The 22,040-nt window shown below is 59.6% G+C and carries 28 protein-coding genes and 1 tRNA gene; 15 read left to right on the top strand and 14 right to left on the bottom strand.

Annotated elements, in window-relative coordinates; genetic code table 11:
- The first annotated feature begins 107 nt into the window (after positions 1-107).
- From meaB to JAO82_RS09725, 4 genes are all read left to right on the top strand, one after another.
- Complete coding sequence (meaB, locus tag JAO82_RS09740) at positions 108-1,112, top strand: methylmalonyl Co-A mutase-associated GTPase MeaB (protein WP_198686190.1); 1,005 nt, start codon at positions 108-110, stop codon at positions 1,110-1,112.
- Between the two features lie 196 nt (positions 1,113-1,308).
- On the top strand, positions 1,309-1,596 hold the full coding sequence (rpmB, locus tag JAO82_RS09735; RefSeq protein ID WP_198686189.1) for a 50S ribosomal protein L28: 288 nt from the start codon (positions 1,309-1,311) through the stop codon (positions 1,594-1,596).
- 91 nt (positions 1,597-1,687) lie between these two features.
- Complete coding sequence (locus tag JAO82_RS09730; protein ID WP_198686188.1) at positions 1,688-2,041, top strand: hypothetical protein; 354 nt, start codon at positions 1,688-1,690, stop codon at positions 2,039-2,041.
- Between the two features lie 45 nt (positions 2,042-2,086).
- The gene (locus JAO82_RS09725) at positions 2,087-2,569 is read left to right on the top strand and encodes a copper chaperone PCu(A)C (protein WP_198686187.1); all 483 of its coding nucleotides are present in this window, start codon (positions 2,087-2,089) and stop codon (positions 2,567-2,569) included.
- Between the two features lie 33 nt (positions 2,570-2,602).
- Here JAO82_RS09725 and JAO82_RS09720 read toward each other — a convergent pair whose 3' ends face one another.
- The 3 genes from JAO82_RS09720 to JAO82_RS09710 form a co-directional block, all read right to left on the bottom strand.
- Entirely contained in the window at positions 2,603-3,301 is a 699-nt protein-coding gene (locus tag JAO82_RS09720) for an NAD-dependent deacylase (RefSeq protein ID WP_198686186.1), read from the bottom strand.
- A gap of 111 nt (positions 3,302-3,412) precedes the next feature.
- Entirely contained in the window at positions 3,413-4,378 is a 966-nt protein-coding gene (locus JAO82_RS09715) for a LysR family transcriptional regulator (protein WP_198686185.1), read from the bottom strand.
- 71 nt (positions 4,379-4,449) lie between these two features.
- Positions 4,450-4,815, bottom strand: coding sequence for a hypothetical protein (locus JAO82_RS09710; RefSeq protein WP_332872514.1), 366 nt, complete (start codon positions 4,813-4,815; stop codon positions 4,450-4,452).
- 177 nt (positions 4,816-4,992) lie between these two features.
- Between JAO82_RS09710 and lepA the strand changes: the two genes are divergently transcribed.
- A complete protein-coding gene (gene lepA, locus JAO82_RS09705) occupies positions 4,993-6,792 on the top strand; it encodes a translation elongation factor 4 (RefSeq protein WP_198686184.1) in 1,800 nt (599 codons plus the stop codon).
- Between the two features lie 91 nt (positions 6,793-6,883).
- On the opposite strand, the gene JAO82_RS09700 is transcribed toward lepA, so the two are convergent.
- The 3 genes from JAO82_RS09700 to JAO82_RS09690 form a co-directional block, all read right to left on the bottom strand.
- Entirely contained in the window at positions 6,884-7,018 is a 135-nt protein-coding gene (locus JAO82_RS09700) for an entericidin A/B family lipoprotein (RefSeq protein WP_198686183.1), read from the bottom strand.
- A 128-nt stretch (positions 7,019-7,146) separates the two neighbouring features.
- The gene (locus JAO82_RS09695; protein WP_198686182.1) at positions 7,147-7,275 is read right to left on the bottom strand and encodes an entericidin A/B family lipoprotein; all 129 of its coding nucleotides are present in this window, start codon (positions 7,273-7,275) and stop codon (positions 7,147-7,149) included.
- A gap of 73 nt (positions 7,276-7,348) precedes the next feature.
- Positions 7,349-7,555: a hypothetical protein gene (locus JAO82_RS09690; protein WP_198686181.1), complete on the bottom strand. Its 207-nt coding sequence runs from the start codon at positions 7,553-7,555 to the stop codon at positions 7,349-7,351.
- 325 nt (positions 7,556-7,880) lie between these two features.
- Here JAO82_RS09690 and JAO82_RS09685 point away from each other — a divergent pair, with 325 nt between their 5' ends.
- A complete protein-coding gene (locus JAO82_RS09685) occupies positions 7,881-8,036 on the top strand; it encodes a CTP synthetase (protein WP_332872513.1) in 156 nt (51 codons plus the stop codon).
- Between the two features lie 27 nt (positions 8,037-8,063).
- Here the strand turns inward: JAO82_RS09685 and JAO82_RS09680 are convergent, their stop codons facing one another.
- Positions 8,064-8,822 carry an alpha/beta fold hydrolase gene (locus tag JAO82_RS09680; RefSeq protein ID WP_198686289.1) on the bottom strand — a complete coding sequence of 253 codons (759 nt, stop codon included), beginning with the start codon at positions 8,820-8,822 and terminating at the stop codon, positions 8,064-8,066.
- A 206-nt stretch (positions 8,823-9,028) separates the two neighbouring features.
- Here JAO82_RS09680 and radA point away from each other — a divergent pair, with 206 nt between their 5' ends.
- The 8 genes from radA (at position 9,029) to JAO82_RS09640 (ending at position 16,429) form a co-directional block, all read left to right on the top strand.
- On the top strand, positions 9,029-10,393 hold the full coding sequence (gene radA, locus JAO82_RS09675; protein WP_198686180.1) for a DNA repair protein RadA: 1,365 nt from the start codon (positions 9,029-9,031) through the stop codon (positions 10,391-10,393).
- A gap of 35 nt (positions 10,394-10,428) precedes the next feature.
- A complete protein-coding gene (locus JAO82_RS09670; RefSeq protein ID WP_198686179.1) occupies positions 10,429-10,983 on the top strand; it encodes a CvpA family protein in 555 nt (184 codons plus the stop codon).
- A 110-nt stretch (positions 10,984-11,093) separates the two neighbouring features.
- The gene (gene purF, locus JAO82_RS09665) at positions 11,094-12,569 is read left to right on the top strand and encodes an amidophosphoribosyltransferase (protein WP_198686178.1); all 1,476 of its coding nucleotides are present in this window, start codon (positions 11,094-11,096) and stop codon (positions 12,567-12,569) included.
- A gap of 163 nt (positions 12,570-12,732) precedes the next feature.
- A complete protein-coding gene (locus JAO82_RS09660; protein ID WP_198686177.1) occupies positions 12,733-13,005 on the top strand; it encodes a hypothetical protein in 273 nt (90 codons plus the stop codon).
- A gap of 43 nt (positions 13,006-13,048) precedes the next feature.
- Positions 13,049-13,690 carry an SDR family NAD(P)-dependent oxidoreductase gene (locus JAO82_RS09655; protein ID WP_198686176.1) on the top strand — a complete coding sequence of 214 codons (642 nt, stop codon included), beginning with the start codon at positions 13,049-13,051 and terminating at the stop codon, positions 13,688-13,690.
- Positions 13,691-13,799: 109 nt separating this feature from the next.
- Positions 13,800-14,582: a 5'/3'-nucleotidase SurE gene (gene surE, locus JAO82_RS09650; RefSeq protein ID WP_198686175.1), complete on the top strand. Its 783-nt coding sequence runs from the start codon at positions 13,800-13,802 to the stop codon at positions 14,580-14,582.
- The gene (locus JAO82_RS09645; RefSeq protein WP_198686174.1) at positions 14,579-15,229 is read left to right on the top strand and encodes a protein-L-isoaspartate(D-aspartate) O-methyltransferase; all 651 of its coding nucleotides are present in this window, start codon (positions 14,579-14,581) and stop codon (positions 15,227-15,229) included. The genes surE and JAO82_RS09645 overlap by 4 nt, the downstream gene beginning before the upstream one ends.
- A gap of 57 nt (positions 15,230-15,286) precedes the next feature.
- A complete protein-coding gene (locus tag JAO82_RS09640; RefSeq protein ID WP_232897331.1) occupies positions 15,287-16,429 on the top strand; it encodes a LysM peptidoglycan-binding domain-containing protein in 1,143 nt (380 codons plus the stop codon).
- A 3-nt stretch (positions 16,430-16,432) separates the two neighbouring features.
- Here the strand turns inward: JAO82_RS09640 and JAO82_RS09635 are convergent, their stop codons facing one another.
- From JAO82_RS09635 to JAO82_RS09620, 4 genes are read right to left on the bottom strand one after another with little or no spacing between them, the layout of a single operon-like run.
- A complete protein-coding gene (locus JAO82_RS09635; RefSeq protein ID WP_198686173.1) occupies positions 16,433-17,278 on the bottom strand; it encodes an ATP-binding protein in 846 nt (281 codons plus the stop codon).
- Positions 17,275-18,162 (bottom strand): twin-arginine translocase subunit TatC, encoded by an 888-nt coding sequence (gene tatC / locus JAO82_RS09630; protein ID WP_198686172.1) that lies wholly within the window; start codon positions 18,160-18,162, stop codon positions 17,275-17,277. The genes JAO82_RS09635 and tatC overlap by 4 nt, the downstream gene beginning before the upstream one ends.
- Positions 18,159-18,635: a Sec-independent protein translocase protein TatB gene (gene tatB, locus JAO82_RS09625; RefSeq protein ID WP_198686171.1), complete on the bottom strand. Its 477-nt coding sequence runs from the start codon at positions 18,633-18,635 to the stop codon at positions 18,159-18,161. Before tatB ends, tatC begins: the two co-directional genes overlap by 4 nt.
- A 5-nt stretch (positions 18,636-18,640) precedes the next feature.
- Positions 18,641-18,868: a twin-arginine translocase TatA/TatE family subunit gene (locus JAO82_RS09620; protein WP_198686170.1), complete on the bottom strand. Its 228-nt coding sequence runs from the start codon at positions 18,866-18,868 to the stop codon at positions 18,641-18,643.
- A 211-nt stretch (positions 18,869-19,079) separates the two neighbouring features.
- On the opposite strand from JAO82_RS09620, the gene JAO82_RS09615 reads away from it, so the two are divergent.
- Positions 19,080-19,727 carry a helix-turn-helix transcriptional regulator gene (locus JAO82_RS09615; RefSeq protein ID WP_198686169.1) on the top strand — a complete coding sequence of 216 codons (648 nt, stop codon included), beginning with the start codon at positions 19,080-19,082 and terminating at the stop codon, positions 19,725-19,727.
- On the opposite strand, the gene JAO82_RS09610 is transcribed toward JAO82_RS09615, so the two are convergent.
- The 3 genes from JAO82_RS09610 to JAO82_RS09600 all read right to left on the bottom strand — a co-directional run bounded on the left by JAO82_RS09610 (position 19,724) and on the right by JAO82_RS09600 (position 22,040).
- Positions 19,724-20,851: an ABC transporter ATP-binding protein gene (locus JAO82_RS09610; protein WP_198686168.1), complete on the bottom strand. Its 1,128-nt coding sequence runs from the start codon at positions 20,849-20,851 to the stop codon at positions 19,724-19,726. The two genes, JAO82_RS09615 and JAO82_RS09610, sit on opposite strands and share 4 nt — an antisense overlap.
- A 134-nt stretch (positions 20,852-20,985) precedes the next feature.
- The gene (locus tag JAO82_RS09605; protein WP_198686167.1) at positions 20,986-21,765 is read right to left on the bottom strand and encodes an SDR family oxidoreductase; all 780 of its coding nucleotides are present in this window, start codon (positions 21,763-21,765) and stop codon (positions 20,986-20,988) included.
- Between the two features lie 198 nt (positions 21,766-21,963).
- A tRNA-Asp gene (locus tag JAO82_RS09600) sits at positions 21,964-22,040 on the bottom strand.

Genomic DNA, 22,040 nt, shown 5'->3' with positions numbered 1-22,040 from the left:
CTTATCGTCAAAGAGAGCTGCCGCGTCCAGCCGGGTTGGTCTGGACATTGACCCGCGACCCGCGCAAATCTGCGCGCGATTGATGGGCAGAAACGGCGGGACAGAGCATGGAGATTTCGGAACTGGCAAAGCGGGTGCTGAGCGGCGAGCGGCGCGCGTTGGCCCGGGCCATCACGCTGGTGGAAAGCGGGCGTGCAGACCACCGCGAGCAGGCGGCTGCGCTGTTGGATCAATTGAACGTATCCGGACGCCAAGCGATGCGAATCGGATTGTCAGGCACGCCCGGAGTCGGCAAATCGACCTTCATCGAAGCCTTTGGACTCTACCTGACCGGACAGGGCAAGCGGGTCGCGGTTCTGGCGGTCGATCCCAGTTCGGCCCGCACCGGCGGATCGATTCTGGGGGATAAGACGCGGATGGAACGGCTGTCGCGCGATCCGCAGGCATTCATCCGCCCATCGCCAAGCCAGACTCATCTGGGCGGTATCGCGCGCCGCACCCGCGAGGCCGTGGCGCTGTGTGAGGCGGCGGGATTTGACGCGGTGCTGATCGAAACCGTCGGGGTGGGCCAGTCCGAAACCGTGGTGGCGGAAATTTCCGATTTGTTTCTGTTGCTTTTGGCACCTGCGGGCGGCGACGAGTTGCAGGGCGTCAAACGCGGGATCATGGAGATGGCCGATCTGATTCTGGTCAATAAGGCCGATGGTGATCTGAAAGCCGCAGCGGCGCGTACCCGCAGCGATTATGCTGGTGCGTTGCGCCTGCTGCGCAAGCGTCCGCAAGACCCCGAAGGTTTTCCAAAAGCACTGATGGTCTCGGCGATCGAAAAAAGCGGATTGCAAGCAGCTTGGGAGGAAATGATGGCGCTGGCGGACTGGCGCAAGGACAACAAGTTCTGGGAGACGCGCCGCGCCGAACAGGCGCGGTACTGGTTCGCGGAAGATGTGCGCAATGCCTTGCTGGCGCAGCTTGAGGCGCCCGCGGCGCGGCGACATATGCAGGATCTGGCCGAGGCGGTGGCCCGGGGCGAGCTTGCGCCAAGCGCCGGGGCGCAAAAGATGCTGGACGGACTGCGCGAAACGGGGGCGGGGGGCGCGGCCCCCATCGCCTGACGGCGATCCCCCCAGGGTATTTGGCAACCAGAAAGAAGCAGCTGCGAACCAGAGCTTATGTGGGCGAAGCCGCTTGACCCGATGGGCGATTCCGCCTAAAGGCATGAAATAAGTTTCGGGGCGCTGGCGGGTGCCCCGGCCCACGTTATTTTGGCACAAGGCATCCGGCCAGTGCCGCCAGACAAAGGATGATCACATGTCGCGCCGTTGCGAACTGACCGGAAAAGGGCCGATGACCGGCAATAATGTCAGCCATGCCAACAACAAGACCAGACGCCGTTTTCTGCCGAACCTCAACGAGGTCACGTTGCAGTCGGAAACGCTGGGTCGTGGCATCAAACTGCGGATCTCGGCTGCGGCGCTGCGCAGCGTCGATCACCGCGGCGGGTTGGATCTGTTTCTTGCCAAGGCCCGGGACGAAGAGCTTTCGGCCAATGCGCTGAAGGTGAAGAAAGAGATCGCCAAGGCAGCCGCTGCAGCCTGATCGCGATTCATTTTGACGGAATTTACAGCCTCGCGGTAACGCGGGGCTGTTTGCGCTTGTTGGATCCATTTCTGGTGGGTATGCCGGAGCCATGAGGATTGGCCGGTTTCGCCCATATTTTGCCGCTGTGCTTGGCCTCTTGCTGGTTCTGACCAGCCAGAGCCTGGCCGTCGCACGCGTTTCCCCCGCTCCGGTGGGGCAGATGGAGTTGTGCACTGGCACCGGGCCGGTGATGGTCTATTTTGATGAGAACGGCGAGCCTAGCGGAGCGCCACATTTCTGTCCGGAAGGCGCCTTGTCGCTGATTGTGGCGCTGGCGGCACCGGAGACAATCACCCAATGGGTCGGGCGGGAGACCCGTATGTCGGGCCGCCAAGACGGGGTGGCAGCCGACAACCGCTCCACCAGTAACTGGCGCGCCCGTGATCCGCCCGAACTGGTCTGAATTTGCATTACACAACAAATACAGACCATTCCAAGGAAACAAGCGATGTCTTTCAAGTCTACTATTGCCGCCACGGCCGTTGCCGCAGTCACTTTAACTGGTGCCGCATTTGCCGAACAATCCATCGTGGTGGAGGATGCTTATATCCGCAGTTCCACCCCCACATCGCACAGCGCTGCCGCCTTCATGGTGCTGAAGAACGAGGGTGAAGAGGATGACCGGCTGATCGGGGTCCAGTCAGAGACTGCCGAGCGGGTCGAACTGCACACTCATCAAGAAGATGCCAATGGCGTGATGAAGATGCTGGAGGTTGCAGAGGGATTCCCGCTTCCGGCCGGACAGAGCCATGCTTTGAGACGTGGCGGCGACCATGTCATGTTCATGGGCCTGACGCAGCCGCTGGAACAGGGCAAACTGGTTCCCTTAACGCTGGTTTTTGAGAACAGCGGCGAGATCGCAATTGACGTGCCCGTCGATTTGGAGCGTGAGCCCCATCGGATGGACCACGACATGAAGATGGAGCACTGATTCCGGTGGCCGGGCGCAGAGGCGTCCGGCCTGTCAGTTTTGCTTTTGCAAAAGCTCGTCGACCCAGAGCGGCACGGCTTCCGACGCCGGGCCGATCCTGATGTCGTCAAAGGCGGATGTCACAGCGGACGGCTCAAGATTGAGTTCGATCGTTCGCGCCCCGCTTGCGTGTGCGTCTTGCACGAAAGCCGCCGCTGGATAGACTTCTCCGGATGTGCCGATGGAAGCGAAAAGATCGGCGCTGGCCAGATGGGTCAGGATCTCGTCCATGTGATAGGGCATTTCGCCGAACCAGACCACATCGGGGCGCGCCGCAGGGGCCGCGCAGGCCGGGCAGGGTTCATCGGGGGCCATCGATGGCGGTGCGGTCCAGCGGTGATTGCAAGCACCGCAAAGCGCGCCTGCCAGCGTGCCATGCATGTGCAGCACATCGGTTGCGCCGCCCACCTCGTGCAGGGAGTCGACATTCTGAGTTACGATCACAACGTCTCCGCGCCAGTCGCGTTGCAGCCGGGCCAATGCCTGATGCGCGGCATTGGGTTGGGCGCGGGCGGCAGTATCACGGCGCAGATTATAGAACGCCTGTACAAGAGCCGGATTGCGGGCAAACGCCTCGGGGGTGGCGACGTCTTCGATTCGGTACTGTGACCACAGCCCGTCTGTATCGCGGAATGTCCCCAGCCCGCTTTCCGCCGAAATGCCGGCGCCGGTCAGGATCACAATCTTTGTCATTTTTGCCTCACCTCGCGATGTGAGTGAACAGTTCGGGGAAACGGTGCGGATAGGCCAGAACGGTCATTTATCGGAAACATTCTTTGGCAAAACGAAATCCGCAACGGCCGGTCAAGCCTTGATCACGCGCAAATTCCCAGCGAGCCAGGGCAGGCGGCTTAGGGCCGGATCGATGATTTGGCTTTGCAGTAGATGACGCATGGTTTGGGCGATGTCGCGTGGCACATGTTCGTTCCAATCCGTCCCGGCAAACAGCGAGATGGTTCGGGACAGCGCTGCAAAAGGTAGGGGAAAGGCCTCGATCTTGTCGTGGAACCGGGCGGCGCGCATATAGCCAAGTGGCGTCGTGATCGCCCAGCCGATACGCCGCGCGACCATTGCCATCAGCGCAAGATGGCTGCCGACCTCGAACCGGTTTTCAAAATGCAGACCTTCGCGCGTCAAGTGGGTTTCAATCTGGCGTCCGATCAACTGCTCCCCAGTGTAACGCAACAGCGGCAACAGCGTCAGATCGGCGATCACCGGCTCTCGCGTGTTCATGACATCGCGCGGGGCAACAAGAATGAAGGGATCGGTGAGCAGCGGATATTCGACGACATCGTTAAGCAATTGCCCGGTGCTGGCGGCGACAGCGATATGGAATTTGCGCTCCTGCATCGCGGCGCTGATTTCGAGACTGGGCGCGGTGATCAATTTGAACCGACAACGCGACAGGTTGTCAGCTAAAATAGTGACAAGGCGTGGCGTGAGATCATGATCGAAATCGTCGATCAATCCGATGCTGAGCGTGCTGAGATCCGACAAATCCATCACCGTCAGTTCGCCTTGGGCGAGACGCAATTCGCTGAGCGCCGCAGTTGTGCGCAGTAAAAATCCGCGTCCGGCTGGGGTCAATCGCATGGGGCGCGTGCCACGGACAACGAGTTCCGTGCCGACGGCGCGTTCAAGATTGCTCAATTGCTGCGATACGGCGGGCTGACTAAGGCCGATGGTTTCAGCGGTCCGAGCCACTGAACCGCTTTCTGCCAAGGCCTCGAACACTTCAAGGCCGCGCAGGGTAATGCCCTTCATCAACATTTCCGCGTTCCTATAGTTTCAACTTTTGTGAAACTATTGATGCGCATGGTCAAGCCAGAGGGGCGCGCGGATCAGCCGCAAACCTGTCGCACTTGCTCGCCGAAAGACCGGTAGCGCAGCCAAAAATCCGCGTCAGGGCGACGATTTGACTGGCGCACCTCCTGCGCCATGTGCGGATCCTTGAAAAACTTCGCCACTCGGCGGTGCTCCGACCGCTTCAGCGTCGTATTCGCCACGGCTTGCAAGCAACCGCAAAGTTGCGGGGCCGAGGCGCCCCGATCAGATTGGCGGCAAGCGCGGTCGATCGCGCCCGCCGATGCCGGGGCCGCAAATGCGATGCTGCCGAGAATCAAAACGCTCGATACTATATTTTTCACTGTGTGCCTCATTCGGTAGATATTTTGGTCACCGGTTTTTTTGGGCTCATTGTTGCGCAAGTGGCGCGCCCATGCAAGATTTTGGTGCCAGCAGGTGATCTGTTTTCATGTTTGGAATCCGCGTGCGAAGTAAACCACCGGCAGCCAAGTACGAAGTTGCACTTGGGCTGTGTCATATCGGGTTTCTGCGCGCATGCCGACTTGACCGTTGCTGCGGTTCCATACATATCCCAATGCATGACAGAGCTTGCACATATCCGAAATTTCTCGATCGTCGCGCATATCGACCACGGGAAGTCCACGCTGGCCGATCGGCTGATCCAGTCCACTGGAACGGTTCAGGATCGCGAAATGAAAGAGCAGATGCTTGACGCGATGGATATCGAGCGCGAGCGGGGTATTACCATCAAGGCCAATACCGTGCGCATCGATTATACCGCCGATGATGGTCAAGCCTATGTGCTCAACCTGATCGACACCCCCGGCCACGTCGATTTTGCCTATGAGGTGTCCCGTTCGATGCGGGCGGTTGAAGGCTCATTGCTGGTCGTCGACAGTTCGCAAGGTGTCGAGGCCCAGACCTTGGCGAATGTATATCAAGCGATCGACGCGGATCATGAAATCGTGCCGGTGCTGAACAAGATCGACCTGCCGGCTGCGGATTGCGACCGCGTGGCCGAGCAGATCGAGGACGTGATCGGCATCGACGCCAGCGGCGCGATCCGGGTCAGCGCAAAAACCGGTGTTGGGATTCACGAGACGCTCGAGGCGATCGTCAAGTATTTGCCGGCCCCGACAGGCACGCGCGAAGCGCCGCTCAAGGCGATGCTGGTCGATTCATGGTATGACGCCTATCTGGGGGTGATCGTTCTGGTGCGCATCATGGATGGCGTCCTGAAAAAGAATGATCGTATCCGGATGATGCAGAACGGCTCGGTGCATCAGGTCGATCGTATCGGCGTCTTCCGCCCTGCCATGGCCGAGATCGATGAATTGGGGCCAGGCGAGATCGGCTTCCTGACTGCCAGTATTAAACAGGTGCGCGACACCCGTGTCGGGGACACGATCACCCACGAGAAAAAAGGGTGTGAACAACCACTTCCCGGATTTAAACCCAGCCAGCCGGTGGTGTTTTGTGGGCTGTTCCCCGCGGATGCTTCCGAGTTCGAGGATCTGCGCCAAGCCATTGAGAGACTGGCACTGAATGATGCTTCGTTCAGCTATGAAATGGAAACCAGCGCCGCACTTGGCTTTGGCTTTCGCTGCGGGTTTCTGGGGTTGTTGCATCTTGAGGTGATCCGCGACCGGATTGAGCGGGAATATGGCATCGATCTGATCACCACTGCACCCAGCGTGGTTTATCACATCCACATGCGCGACGGGCAGATGACCGAATTGCACAATCCCGCCGATATGCCCGACCTGACCCATGTGAGCCATGTCGAAGAGCCGCGCATCAAGGCGACCATCTTGGTTCCAGACGACTATCTGGGCGATGTTCTGAAGTTGTGCCAAGATCGGCGCGGCATCCAAATGGATCTGACTTATGTCGGGGGCCGCGCCATGGTGGTCTATGATTTGCCACTAAACGAGGTTGTCTTCGATTTTTACGACCGCCTGAAATCGGTGACCAAGGGCTATGCCAGTTTTGACTACCAATTGACCGAATACCGTCAGGACCATCTGGTCAAGATGTCAGTGCTTGTGAATGATGAGCCGGTCGACGCGCTTTCGATGATGGTCCATCGGGACCGGGCCGAGGCGCGCGGGCGCGTCATGGTGGAAAAGCTGAAGGATCTGATTCCCCGTCACATGTTCAAGATTCCGATTCAAGCGGCAATCGGCGGAAAAGTGGTCGCGCGCGAGACCTTGTCGGCAATGCGCAAGGATGTGACCGCGAAATGTTACGGTGGAGACGTCAGCCGCAAGAAAAAGCTTCTGGAAAAGCAGAAGAAGGGGAAGAAGAAGATGCGCCAGTTCGGCCGGGTGGAAATCCCGCAAGAGGCGTTCATTTCCGCGCTGAAGATGGATGACTGAGGCGCGTACCCTGAGCTGACCATCGGTCCCGCCCAAGTTTAGAGTATCTTGGGCGGTCGCTTGTAGGGGCGCACCGCATGCACCACAAATTTTAAAGAGAGTTCTGCACGTTCTGTGCTGCACCGGTGATCGCATCACCGGCTTTTTGGATGTCCCGCCCGGCGCCCTTGGTGGTTTCGCAGGCGGTCAGGGTCAGCAGGGCAATGCAGGTGAACAAAATACGCATCTTGAACGACTCCGTGGCTGAGTTTTCACCCAATAGCCACGGTTCACCGATATAAGCAAGTCGACGTTGCCCGCACAGAATAAGGCGGCACCAAGCGGTACCGCCTAGGCGTTTTATCCGCTTAATGCTCAGGAGGCCTCGTCAGCCTCTTGCTCAATATTTGAGCCTAAGTTTTCGACATCTCGCCCAAGCCCTTCGGTGGTTTCACAAGCGGCGAGCGTGAAGAGCGAGATGAAAAGCATAGTTATCCGTGTCATAGCACTGTCCTTTCTTGATCTTCCGCTAGCCAACGCATCCGTTGCTGAACAGTTCCAAACAGTGCAATGAATCTCAGGTTCGGACAGGAACTTCGCCGGACGGCAAGGACGCTGCCGCAACCTTCCGGCGATGCAGGGTCGCCCCCAGAGCAATCGCAAACCCGGCCCAAAGGCCCAGGACATAGCTGGCAACTGCCAGCCAAACCCCTGCACCCAAGGCCACCGATAGTAAGCAAGCCGCCAAACCGGAGAAAATCGCAATCACAAGATAGCCTATCATGTTGTATTCCTCCTTCTGCCGATGCCTTGGCCGATCTGACCGTTGGCCTGCATATCCGTCAGCAACCAAAAGTGCTGCCGCCAGCGTTACTGGTACCCACAACCTCTTTACGAAGGGTTAAACCGAGCGCGCTGACGACCGTAAGCTATGGTCTTCGCTGACCATGCATAGTGCCGTCACATGGCCGAAAATGGGCGGGTGTTGGCCCATTTCAGGCTTAATGGTGGGCTTGGATCCGCCTACTCGCCATTGAGCTGGGTCAATCCCATTCAAATATAGGAAGATGTGCTGCTACCATCACGACCTAGATGCAGCAAGAAAGATCATGCTGCGCGTTGCGATGATTCTTTATTCTCTGGTCGGCAGCACTCTGGCCGGAATCGGCGTGATCGCTGTTTTGGTTTCTGGCTACGGAACGCTTAATCCAATTATTGTTTCGGCGGCCATCGGGCCTTCATCGCGGTGCCGGTGGCATGACTGATCGGGCGGCGGCTATATGCCGGCCCACTCAGAGGCTGAGGAAGTCGCGCAGCGTGGCTTCGAAGGCGCGGGGCTGATCCGCATGGAGCCAATGACCTGCGTTCCGCAGGCGGGCAAACCGCGCATTTGGAAACCGGGCGCGAATAAGCGGGCGGTGCTCGGCGCGCACATAATCTGAATTCTCGCCGGACAAGAACAGGGCAGGGCCATCCCAACTGGCCTCGGTCGCCGGAAATGACATGATTTTCGGCATCTCTGCGGCCAGCGCATCAAGGTCCAGCCGCCAGCGCTTTTCGCGAATATCAAGCGATTGCGTGAAGAAACTCTGCAATTCGCGATCCACCTTGGCCGCAGCCAGTTGCGCCTCCGCGTCCGAGCGTCGTTCGACATTGGACATATCAACATTGCGCATGGCATCGATGAACGGCAACTGTGTATGATCATAGCTGACGGGGGCTATGTCGGCGATAATCAGACGATTCACGAGGTCTGCATGTTCAAGCGCCAGCACCATGGCAGCTTTGCCGCCCATAGAATGACCAAGAACATCAACGGGGCCGCCAGATTGCGCGATCACCTCAGCCAGATCACCGGCCATAGAGTTGTAATCATGTGTTTCGGACCTCGGACTTTCGCCGTGATTGCGCATGTCGACTGCAAGCACCTGACGACTATCTGACAGGCGTTTAGCAATCACACCCCAATTACGAGCGGATCCGAACAGGCCGTGGGCAATCAGCAGTGGCGGTGCGTCGCTGCCAGTACCGTGAGTGATGACATTCAACATGCGCGTGCTGATAACGGCACCTGTGTTATGGTTCCAGTCAAAAGGCAAAGATACGGTCATAAGGTGTTCACAGCGCTTCGGCACCAGGTTTGCAAAGGGGGCTAAGCTTGTCGCCTGAACCGCACAATATAAACATCCGATAATCCATATTATGTAATATATGAGCAAGGGCTTGAGGCCCGGAGCGCTTCGGGCGATTAAGGTGCATGGCTAAAGCGAAATCATTTACTTGCACATCTTGCGGTGCGTCTTTTTCAAAATGGTCCGGACGCTGCGAAGGTTGTGGCGCATGGAACACCATTGCGCAGGAGGTTCCGCTTTCGTCTGGACCCGGCTCGAAAAGTCTTGGAGCTGCGCGGGGCGCACAGATCGAACTTAGCGATCTTTCCAGCAAGGAAACCCCGCCGCCGCGCACCTGTTCGGGACTCGACGAACTGGATCGCGTGCTGGGCGGCGGTCTGGTGGCATCATCGGCGGTGCTGGTCGGTGGCGATCCGGGAATCGGCAAATCGACATTGCTGCTGCAAGGTGCCGCGAAATTTGCCCGCGCTGGACTGAAGACGATCTACATTAGCGGTGAAGAAGCCAGCGCACAGGTGCGGATGCGTGCGCAGCGCCTCGGCCTGTCGGATGCGCCGGTGAAACTGGCCGCGGCCACGAATCTGCGTGATATCTTGACGACTCTCGACGCCGAGCACCCCAATCTGGTGATCATTGACTCGATTCAGACGATCTGGGCCGACAATGTCGAAAGTGCGCCGGGATCGGTCAGCCAGGTGCGCGCGGCGGCCCATGAACTGACCAGTTTTGCCAAACGGCGCGGCCTGTCTGTGGTGCTGGTCGGCCATGTTACCAAAGATGGACAAATCGCGGGGCCACGCGTGGTCGAACATATGGTCGACACCGTGCTTTATTTCGAGGGCGAGCGCGGCCATCAGTTCCGCATTCTCCGTGCGGTCAAGAACCGCTTTGGGCCCGCCGATGAAATTGGTGTGTTCGAGATGACCGGCGCCGGTCTGGCTGAGGTCACCAACCCCTCGGCGCTATTCCTGTCGGAACGCGGCCAGCCAAGCGCCGGATCGGTTGTATTTGCCGGAATCGAAGGCACCCGGCCGGTTCTGGTCGAGCTTCAGGCTTTGGTCGCGCCGTCGCCGCATTCTCAGCCGCGCCGCACGGTTGTCGGCTGGGATGGTGGACGGCTGGCGATGATTCTGGCGGTGCTTGAAGCCCGTTGCGGAATTCCGTTCACCGGGCTTGATGTTTACCTGAACGTTGCGGGCGGGATGAAGATCTCTGAACCTGCGGCGGATCTTGCGGTGGCCGCCGCGTTGCTGAGCGCGCGCGAAGATGCCGCCCTGCCCGCCGATACCGTGGTTTTCGGAGAAATCAGCCTCTCTGGTGCCTTGCGCCCTGCTCCGCAAACTGAAAACAGATTGAAAGAGGCGAAGAAACTTGGTTTTACCGCCGCGATTGCCCCTGCGGGTGGTAAAACCGGCACAGAGGCCGGGCTTGAGTTGACCCAGGCCACGGATTTGACAGGTTTCGTTGGCGAAGTATTCGGGGCCGGATAAGATCACGCCTCCAACAAGGAAAGACGACAAGGGTTATGGAAGGTTTTACCATCATTGACGGGGCTGTAGCCCTGATCATCGTGATCTCGGCGCTGCTGGCCTATGCGCGCGGTATGGTCCGTGAAGCGATGGCCATTGTCGGCTGGGTTGTTGCGGCAGTCCTGGCGTTCGTATTCGCGCCCCAAGTGCAACCGCTGATCAAGGTTATTCCAGTTGTGGGTGAATTTATTGCCGACAGTTGCGAATTGTCGATCATCGCGGCCTTTGCTGCAGTTTTTGCCGTCGCCCTGATCGTGGTCTCGTTTTTCACGCCCCTGTTCTCCTCGATGATCCAGCGGTCGGCGCTGAGCGGTGTAGACCGGGGTTTGGGCCTGCTTTTCGGGGTGGCGCGCGGAGTCTTGTTGATCGCAATCGCGTTTTTCATCTATGATACGGTCATAACCGGACAGAGTTTCACCATTGTCGATAAAAGCCGCTCGGCGCAGGTGTTTTCGCGCATGACTGACGAGATCGAAGAGCGCAATCCTGAACAGGCACTGGGCTGGGTCACCCATCAATACGAACAGCTTGTGGGCACCTGCAGCGAATGAGCCGATGACCTGATTGCAGGCCTTATCAGGGAATCGTGATCGCTGGGTGACAGCGGCCTCGTGACCCACTATGTCAGGCGTTGTTCCTCTCCCGGATTCGGAGCTATCCCTTGCCCTCTCCTCAACTACCCCTTGCCACCCCCTTTGACGACGATGCCCTGCACGAGGAGTGCGGCGTATTTGGCGTGATCGGGGTCCCCGATGCCTCAACCTTTGTGGCGCTCGGCCTGCACGCGCTGCAACATCGCGGGCAAGAGGCCGGCGGCATCGTTTCGTATCACCCAGACCACGGGTTCAACAACGCGCGCCGCTTTGGCTATGTGCGCGACAATTTCACCAGCGCCAAAGTGATCGACACCCTGCCCGGCCCCGTCGCCATTGGTCATGTGCGCTATGCCACTTCGGGATCGAGGGGGCCGACCGCGATCCGCGACGTGCAGCCGTTTTTTGGCGAATTCGCCATGGGCGGCGCGGCGCTGGCGCATAACGGCAACATTACCAACGCCAACGCCCTGCGCCGCGAGCTGATCGAGCGCGGATCGATCTTTCAATCCTCTTCCGACAGCGAATGTATCATCCACCTGATGGCGCGCTCGTTGCAGCGCGATATTCCCAGCCGCATGGAAGATGCCCTGCGCCGGGTCGAAGGCGCGTTCTCGATCGTTGCCATGACCCGGACCAAGCTGATTGGTGTGCGCGATCCGTTGGGGGTGCGCCCGCTGGTTCTGGGCCGCGTCGGAGACGCTTGGGTGTTGAGTTCGGAAACCTGTGCGCTGGACATTATCGGTGCCGAATTCGTGCGCGAGGTCGAACCCGGCGAACTGGTGATCGCCACCGCCAAAGGCGTCGAAAGCCGCTTTCCCTTCCGCCGTGCAAAACCACGGTTCTGCATTTTCGAACATGTCTATTTCAGCCGTCCCGATTCGATCCTTGGCGGGCGCAGTGTCTATGAAACGCGCGAGGCGATCGGCCGCGAATTGGCCCGCGAAAGCCCGGTCGATGCTGATCTTGTTTGCCCAGTTCCGGACAGCGGCACACCTGCTGCTATCGGCTTTAGTCTGGAAAGTGGCATTCCCTATGCGATGGGAATCATCCGCAACCAATATGTCGGGCGCACTTTCATCGAGCCGACCGAACAGATCCGCAATATGGGCGTACGGCTGAAGCTGAACGTCAACCGTGCCTTGATTAAGGATAAACGGGTGATCCTCGTGGACGATTCGGTGGTGCGCGGCACGACCAGCCGCAAGATCAAAGAAATGATCCTCGACGCCGGGGCCAAAGAGGTGCATTTCCGCATTGCGTCGCCGCCGACCGCTTGGCCGTGCTTTTACGGGGTCGATACGCCGCAGCGTGAAAAACTGCTGGCCGCCACCATGAGCGAAGAAGAGATGCGCGATCATCTTTCGGTAGACAGCCTCAAATTCATCTCGCTGGATGGCCTTTATCGCGCGGTCGGCGAAACGCAGGGCCGCAACGCAACCTGCCCGCAATATTGTGACGCTTGTTTTTCGGGTGAATACCCGGTTGCGCCTAAGGATATGCTGGATCAGGGTTTCGAAATGAAAACGACCGCCGCCGAATAGCGCCAGCCGGCGGCTTTCCGCACCGCTCCTTGCAAGGTTCGGCGCAGGATCGCCTGTGCCGTCTGGAACCGGTTTCATCGCAGCATCCTGCCCTCTAAGACGTTTTGAGACAAAATTCGGGTGACCTGTCGGCGCACCGATAGACAGCAACACAGAGGCATAGATGACATCCAAGGTTCGGGCAGGTGCAACACCTGCGCATGTGGCCGGCGCCGCCACACAAAAATCGGCGTTGCCGATGCAGCAATTAACCCTGATCGGGTTGTTTGGTCCGGCCTCTGCCCCGCGCGCCTTGCTGCGCGGGCGAAACGGCAGAATCCTGAAGGTCGAACCGGGGGACCGGGTCGGCGGGAGCCATGTCATGGGGATCGATTCCGATGGGGTTATATTGCAACGCCAGAATCAAGCGGTGCGCCTTGCATTGCCATCGAAATAATCCGCCCCTTGACGACTGAGGCGTAGCGGGTCACACCGCGCATATGACAAAAATCGCTCTCATCACAGGTGCCTCGCGCGGGCTGGGCGCCGCTCTGGCCGAAGCGCTTGCACCCGAATATCACGTGGTAGCGGTGGCCCGCACCACCGGCGCGCTGGAGGAATTGGACGACCGCATCAACGCACGCGGTGGCAAAGCCACGCTTGCGCCTATGAACATCGCGGACGCCAAGGCGATGGCGACGCTCTGTCGCGGGATCCATGACCGTTGGGGCAAAGTCGATCTCTGGTGTCATACGGCGATTCATGCCGCGCCGCTGAGCCCGGCACCATTCATCGACGCGGGCGATTGGGATAAATCCGCCGCCGTTAACGCCGGCGCGACCGCAACCCTGATCGCCTATGTCGCGCCCCTTCTGGGCGCGGTGGGCCACGCGGTGTTTTTTGACGACGACCGGGCCGGGCAAAAGTTTTTTGGTGGCTATGGCGCAACCAAGGCGGCGCAAATGGCATTGGCGCGCAGCTGGGCCGCAGAGACGATTAAAACCGGCCCGCGGGTCAGCATCGTCACCCCGGCCCCGATGCCGACGACACTGCGGGCAAAGTTCTTTCCGGGCGAGGATCGCAGCGTGTTAACCTCCCCCACCGACGAGGCCGCGCGCATCTTGGCGCAACTCCAGCTTTGAATGGCCCGTGCCGGGCCATGCCTCCGGCGGGGATATTTGGCGCAAGAAGAAACCTGCCGTCTTGTTCCCTGTGCGGCGCGCGTCTATCAAAGGCTAAAAGGGCAGGTTCATGCGTATTCTGATCACCAATGACGATGGCATCAATGCACCCGGGCTGGAGATAATGGCCGCGATCGCAGCGGAATTGGCCGGCGCGGCGGGCGAGGTCTGGACCGTTGCCCCCGCGTTTGAACAGTCGGGCGTCGCCCATTCCATTAGTTACACGCGCCCGATGATGATCGCCAAGATGGGCGAGCGACGCTATGCCGCTGAAGGCAGCCCGGCGGATTGTGTGATGGCGGGGCTTCATGATGTCATGAAGGACGCACGTCCCGACGTGGTGCTATCCGGGGTCAACCGGGGCAATAATTCTGCCGAAAATGCGCTGTATTCCGGCACATTGGGCGCGGCGATGGAAGCCGCGCTTCAAGGGGTGCCGGCCATCGCCCTGTCGCAATATTACGGGCCGCGCAATTTTGGCATGGACAATCCTTTCGAGGCTGCCGCGCAACATGGCGCCGATGTGCTGCGTCGGATCCTGTCGGCTGATCCGGTTCTGGAGGGCGCCTATGGGCTGTTTTACAATGTCAATTTCCCTCCGGTTCCAGCGGCTGAGGTCAAGGGTATCCGGGTTGCCCGACAGGGTGCGCGGCGCGGCACCCATTACGGGGTTGAGCCACATTCCTCGCCCTCGGGGCGACGGTTCTTGTGGATCAAAGGCGGCAATCAGCAACAGCCTTCAGCCCCCGGCAGCGATGCAGCGGTCAATCTGGAGGGCTATGTCTCGGTTACGCCGATGCGGGCCGATCTGACAGCACATGACGCATTGGACCTGCTGAAGGAGATCGAATGAGCGTCGGCCCGGCCCCTGAAACCAAAATGCAATTCCTGTTCGCGCTGCGTTCGCGCGGCGTCACCGATGCGCGTGTGTTGAATGCGATGGAAGGGATCGATCGTGGCCGCTTTGTGCGGGGCTTGTTCGCCGAGCGCGCTTATGAAGATATGCCCTTGCCCATCGCCTGTGGGCAGACCATCAGCCAGCCCTCGATCGTCGGCTTGATGACCCAGGCATTGCAGGTCAATCCCCGCGACAAGGTTTTGGAGGTGGGCACTGGCAGCGGCTATCAGGCGGCGATTCTGGCGCGGCTGGCGCGGCGGGTCTATACTCTGGATCGGCACGCCCGGCTGGTGCGCGAGGCCTGCGCGGTATTTGAACAACTCGGCCTGACCAATATTACGGCGATCGTTGGCGACGGATCCTATGGGTTGCCGGAACAGGCGCTGTTTGACCGCATCCTTGTGACCGCCGCCGCCGAAGACCCGCCCGGCCCGCTCTTGGCGCAACTCAAGATCGGCGGTATCATGGTTGTACCGGTGGGCCAGTCCGATACGGTGCAAACACTGATCCGGGTGCAACGGACCGAAACAGGGTTCGATTACGGCGAGTTGCGGCCGGTGCGGTTTGTCCCCCTCCTGGCAGGGCTTGCCAAGGACGGATGAGACGATGAAAAACAAACGCCCCGACAAACGGGAGCGGTGAAACTGAGGATGGCGAGCATGGAACTTCCGATTGCAAGACCGGCCGCTCTGGGACTGGCTGCCGCGGCGCTGGTACTGGTTTCGGCCTGCGACAAGCCCATGGATTTCGATTTGCGCGGACATGCGGGAGCCTTTTCCACGGCGAACGCGGTGCAGTCGGTGACAACGAACCGCCCACCGGCGGATGAGCGCGGGGTGATCTCTTATCCGAATTATCAGGTGGCTGTGGCGCGACGTAACGATACGGTGAACACCATTGCCACCCGTGTCGGACTGCCCGCAGGTGAACTGGCGCGCTATAACGGCATCGACAGCGACGTGAAGCTGCGGGCGGGCGAGATCATCGCCCTGCCCCGGCGCGTTGCGGCGGGTACCGGCCAAGGCACCGACATTGCCGCGTTGGCCGGCAGCGCCATTGACAACGCGGCGCCAACCTCCTCGGTGATTACCTCGCCGCTGGAGCCCGCACCAGCGCCGGCGGCCCAGTCTGGCGTTTCAGAGCCAGTTCGCCATAAGGTCGTACGCGGGGAAACCGCCTATACAATTTCACGGCTCTATAATGTGCCGATCAAAGCACTGGCCGAGTGGAACGGATTGAGCTCGGATTTTTCGGTGCGCGAAGGGCAATATCTGCTGATTCCCAGCGCCGGTGTTTCGGCGCCAAGACGCGAAGCCGGGGTGAGCGAACCCGGTGCTGGATCGCCGACGCCAACACCGCCGAGCGCCGCCAAGCCCGTTCCCGAGGAAAAGACCGCAGCTAAGGCACCCGAACCACCCAAGGTCGCGCTGAGCGCGCCGACAGCGGTCAAGAACACCCGCATGGGCTTCCCCGTTCAGGGCAAGATCGTGCGCGCCTATGCCAAAGGGCGCAATGATGGTATTGATATCGCCGCAGCCTCGGGTGCCCCGGTTAGCGCAGCGGCCAACGGCACGGTGGCGGCAATCACCTCAAGCGCCGACAAGGTACCGATCCTGGTGGTGCGCCATCCCGACAACCTGCTGACCGTCTATGCCAATGTGGATAAGATCAAGGTGCAAAAGGGCGACAGCGTCAAGCGCGGCCAGCAGATCGCCCAATTGCGCGCAGGTGACAATTCCTATGTGCATTTCGAAGTGCGCAATGGCTTCGAAAGCGTTGATCCAATGCCCTATCTGGAATAGCCGTTAGGCGGTGACGGCGACTCCGTGCCGTCCGGCCAGATCGGTGAAGAACTGCCAGGCCACCCGGCCCGACCGGGCGCCGCGCGTGGCCTGCCATTCAATCGCTTCAGCGCGCAGAATATCCGGCTCGACACAAACGCCATAGGCCGCGCAATAGCGGTCGATCATTGCTAAATATTCGTCCTGACTGCAGGCGTGGAAACCCAACCAGAGCCCGAAGCGATCGGACAACGAAACCTTTTCCTCAACCGCCTCGGAGGGGTTGATCGCGGTGCTGCGTTCGTTCTCGATCATGTCGCGCGGCATCAGATGGCGACGGTTCGAAGTTGCGTAGAGCAGCACATTTTCGGGCCGCCCCTCGATCCCGCCATCCAGCACCGCCTTGAGAGACTTGTAATGCTCGTCGTCATGGCTGAACGACAGATCATCGCAGAATAGCAAAAAACGTCGGTCCGAGGCGCGCAACAGGTTCAGCAATCGCCCGACACTGGGCAGATCTTCGCGTTGCAGTTCGACCAGTTTCAAATCGGGGTATTCTGCCTGAACATCGGCATGGATCGCCTTGACAAGACTTGATTTTCCCATGCCGCGCGCGCCCCACAACAGGGCGTTATTGGCGCCTTGCCCGGCGGCGAAGCGGCGGGTGTTCGCAAGCAACGTATCGCGCGATCGGTCGATGCCGACCAGCAGATCCAACGCGATGCGGTTGACCGCCGCGACGGGTTCAAGACGGTCGGGATCGGCGTGCCAGACAAAGGCCGTTGCCTTGTCGAAATCAGGTGCAGGCAGTGGCGCCGGAGCAATCCGCTCCAGTGCCGCTGCGATACGGGTCAGGATCGCCTCGCTCATTTGCCGTCCTTCTCCTCATCAAGGTCAAGTTCGGCCATCAGGGGATCGTCGAAATCCTCTTCATCGTCATAGTACCCTTCGGCGCGCAATTTTGCCTCGCGCTTACGTTCAACCCGCGCGACCAGCAAGATCGAAATCTCGTATAGCCCATAGACGACAACAAACAGGATCACCTGCGTGATCACATCCGGCGGCGTGACCAGAGCGGCCAGCAACAAGATCGCCACAACCGCGTATTTGCGCACGCTGCCCAAGCCCTCGGCGCTGACCAGTCCGGCCTTGCCCATCAGGGTCAGCAGCACCGGCAACTGGAAGCACAGGCCGAACGCGACGATAAACTTGATCGTCAGGTTCAGGTATTCCTGCGCCGAGCCCTGAAAGACCACGCTTAGCGGTGCTGCCCCGTCGGCCACCGCCTCGCCTTCGCTGCCAAATTGCTGGAAGCCAAGGAAAAAATCATAGGCCAGAGGCGTGACCACATAAAACGCGAAACTTGCCCCCAGCAGAAACATGAAAGGCGACGCCAGCATGAAGGGCAAAAACGCGCCTTTTTCGGACTTGTAAAGTCCCGGTGCCACGAAGCGCCACATCTGCAAAGCGATATAGGGAAATGCCAGCATCAGGCCGCCAAGCAACGAGACCTTAATGGCAACGAAGAACCCCTCTTGGGGGGAAATAAAGATCAGGTCGCAATCCTGGCCACGCTCGGACAGGACCTGACACAGGGGATTGGTCAAAAAGTTGAAAATCGGTGTCGCGACGGTGAAGCAGATCACCATGCCGACGATAAACGCCACGACCGAATGAATCAGTCGTGTGCGCAGTTCGGCCAGATGTTCGATCAGCGGCGCACTGGAATCTTCGATCTCGTCGGTCGGGCTCATGTGATGTCTTCCGATTGGCTCGCCGCAGCGGTAGCGGCGGCTGTCTTGGCACCGTCTTTCGCGTCGCTTGCCCCTTCGGTGTTTGGCGTTTTACTTACAGCGTTTGCCGGGGCGGTGACTGACTGGGTTTTGGTGGCTTTCGTCGCAGATTCAGCCGCCTGTTTTCCGGATTTGCCAGCCGTGCCGGGTTCCGACGGGTCCAGCCCCTTGGTCATGTCGCGCGCCGCGTCTTTGACTCCATCCAGCGCCGAGCCGAGCGGGTTGGTCGCAGATTTCAGCCCCTTGCTGACCTCCCGCAACCCGCTTTCATCGGCAGCCTCATTCATCGCGCTGGTGAACTCGCGCGCCATACCCTTGGCCTTGCCGACAAAGCGTCCGACATTACGAAACAGCACCGGCAGATCCTTGGGGCCGACCACGATCAGCGCCACGATCCCGATCAGCAGCATTTCGCTCCAACCCAGATCGAACATTTTTATCAGACCTTATCTTTTTCCACGTCTGTGTGCTCGGCTGGCGTGACGTCCTTCGCCTCCTCAACGCGGTCATCGTCAAGCTCACTTTGGCCCTCGCTGATGCCCTTTTTGAACGAAGTGATGCCTTTGCCGACTTCGCCCATCAGCGAACTGATTTTGCCGCGCCCGAACAGCACCAGCACAACGACGGCGATCAGCAAAAGGCCCGGCAGACCGATATTGTTCAACATGTCCTTCTCCTCAGACAATTCCGCACGTTTGCCAACATGCATGTAACTCTGCCCCTATTTAAGCGTCGTCTAATGCCGGGAAAAGGCCGAACTGCCCGCCAGCGGCGTACTTGGTCAGGGGAAACGTTCGAAAGCGAGTGCATCGCTCTTCAACTGACAGGTATTTGGCAGTAAGTTTGGACCAAATTGGAATTTCATGTAAGATTGCCGTATGTCCCGCACCGACCGTCTTTTTGATTTGTTACAGCGTTTGCGCGACGGCAAGTTGCACCGCGCTGAGGATCTGGCCGCGCAGTTGCGGGTGTCACAGCGCACGCTCTACCGTTATATGGACCGGCTGGTCGCAGCGGGTGTGCCGGTGGTGGGTCAGCGCGGTGTCGGCTATCGTCTGCATGACGAGATCGCGGTACCGCCGCTGACATTGCCTCCGGATGAATATGAGGCGCTGCAGCTGGGGATAGCCATCGTTGCCGAAACCCCAGATCCGGCTCTGAAAGCCGCGGCACTATCACTGGCTGCACGGCTAGATACGGTACTGCCAGCGGAACCCTTGCCCCCGGCTGCGGCCTGGAAATCCGAGTTCGCACAATTGCAAAGTACCGCGCGGGGCTTTTCACATATGCCGGCGTTGCGCAGCGCCATCGTAGGTCGCCAAAAGCTGCGCCTGACTCTCCAAGGCGAGACCTGCACGGTACGACCGCTGAAGCTGGATCATATCGGTCGTGTCTGGAGCCTTGCCGTCTGGTGTGAAGATTGCGCCGCGTTCCGCGATATCCGAGTCGATCTGATCGAAGGCGTGACCCCCCTGCCGGAACTTTTTGTCGACCAGCCCGGCAAGCGATTGCGCGACCGCCCCTAGTGCGACGGAAACACGAAACAACGATCGCGGCGTACGGTCAGCCACATTGCCTTCCCGGGCTTGGGCAGGAACACATTGGGCACTGTTGTCTTGAGCGTCGAGCCATCGTGATCCATCCGAAACTCAACCAGACTTTCGTGCCCCATAAAGCGCGCCCGTTCGACCACGCCGCGTGCAGGTACCCCATCACTGGGCGTCGGCAGCGGCCCCTTTCCGGCCCGATCGAAATCCAGCCGTACATGTTGGGGGCGGAACACAATATCCACATAGGTGCCATCAGGAATGCCCGGAGCCAGAAATTGACCGAAAGGTGTCTGCGCCAAGGCGCCGTTAACCTGAGCGTGTAACACGTTGGCATCGCTGAAAAATGCCACTGCAGCCTGATCAACTGGCCGGGTATAGACATTGTACGGCGCGCCCTGCTGCACGATCTTGCCACCACGCATCAATGCAATCTCGTCGGCCATGCGCATGGCTTCGTCCGGCTCGTGCGTGACCAGCAAAACCGCGCTGTCCTCTTCTTTCAATAGCGAGAGTGTCTGATCACGGATGCCATCGCGCAAGCGGTTGTCCAAACCTGAAAATGGTTCATCCATCAGCATGATACGCGGTCTTGGTGCCAGCGCTCGCGCCAAGGCGACACGCTGTTGCTCGCCGCCCGAGAGCTGGTGGGGATATCCGTCGATAAAACGCAGCAGGTCGACTCGATCAAGCAATTCCTCAACCCGGGCGCGCTTTTCCTCGCGCGTGCCATTGCGCAGACCAAAGGCGACGTTGCCGGCAACGGTAAGATGTGGAAACAGTGCGAAATCCTGAAACATCAGTCCAATTTCGCGGCGTTCCGGGGGGACACGGAAATGAGTGTCGCAAACCAGCTTGCCATCGACCCAGATCTCACCGCTGTCCTGCATCTCGACGCCGGCGATCATCCGCAGCGTCGTCGATTTGCCGCATCCCGATGGTCCGAGCAGGCAGGTCACCTGCCCCGGCATGATGCGCAGCGACACATCATCAACCACCGCGAGCCCTTCATAGCGGCGCACGAGGTTTTTAATTTCTAATCTGGGTGTGCGGTCCGGCAAAGCTGCTTTGTCCTTCAATTCTTGATCAAAGTCATCGGGCATGCCTGCGCAGATAGCAACCACTGTGCCTTCTCGCAAGCCGGATGCGGCGGACAGTCCCGACTGTGGCTCGCATCGCCCATCAGCCGCAGCATTGTGCGCTGTTTCTCTGTCCCAAAGCCCACTCGAAGGATCGCTTACATCGTGAGATTGGTTGCGCCGCCATCCACGAGGATGTTTTGCCCCACGATATAGCCGGCATGTTCCGAGCACAGAAAGGCGCAAGTGGCACCGAATTCTCGCGCCGTGCCGTAGCGCCCAACCGGAATCGACGCCTCGCGCGCCGCGCGCACCTTGGATATGTCGCGCCCTTCGGCTTTGCTGGCGTTTTGATCCAGCGCGGCGGCGCGATCGGTGTCGTGAATCCCGGGCAGCAGATTGTTGATTATCACCCCCTTGTCCGCCACCTGCCGCGCCGTGCCCGCGACATAGCCGGTCAGCCCCGTCCGTGCCGTATTGCTAAGCCCCAGCGCCGCGATTGGGGCACGTACCGATTGGCTTGTGATGTTGACGACCCGGCCCCAGCCGCGGTCAATCATGCCGGGCATCAGCGCGCGCATCAGGGCAATTGGGGCCAGCATATTGGCATCCAGCGCCGCGATGAAAGCGTCACGATCCCAGTCCGACCACAGCCCCGGCGGTGGGCCGCCGGCATTGGTGACCAGAATATCCACGCCTCGCGCTGCAGCAATCACCCGCGCCTGCCCGTCTGAGCTTGCGATATCGGCGGCGACGGTATCGACATTGACTCCGTGGCGGTCGCGAATCGTCTGTGCCGCCGCTTCAAGCGCGTCTTCCCCGCGCGCGTTCAACAACAGGTTCACCCCGGCCGCCGCCAGCATCTCGGCGCATCCGAAGCCCAACCCGCGACTGCTGGCGCAAACCAGCGCCTGTTTGCCCGCGATGCCTAAGTCCACTTCTCAGCTCCCTTTTTACTCTCTCATATTGGATTAAACACGTCCGTCAGCCCAGATCCAGCGCCGGTGCAGAAATGATTAATTCCACGACCCCGAGAAATCAGGAGATCATGCAAATAGGAACCGGTGCGATTCAGAATTTGAACTGGAGGGTTAAACAGTCGAGATCTGGGGATCTGATTGCGTCAATGTATGGACTGGCGCGGTTGACGGGACTCGAACCCGCGACCCCCGGCGTGACAGGCCGGTACTCTAACCAACTGAGCTACAACCGC

It is taken from the genome of Pontibaca salina (assembly GCF_016307205.1).
Classification (GTDB): domain Bacteria; phylum Pseudomonadota; class Alphaproteobacteria; order Rhodobacterales; family Rhodobacteraceae; genus Pontibaca; species Pontibaca salina.
The sequence above is the reverse complement of the archived record's forward strand: the minus strand, read 5'-3'. Positions and strand labels throughout refer to the sequence as shown.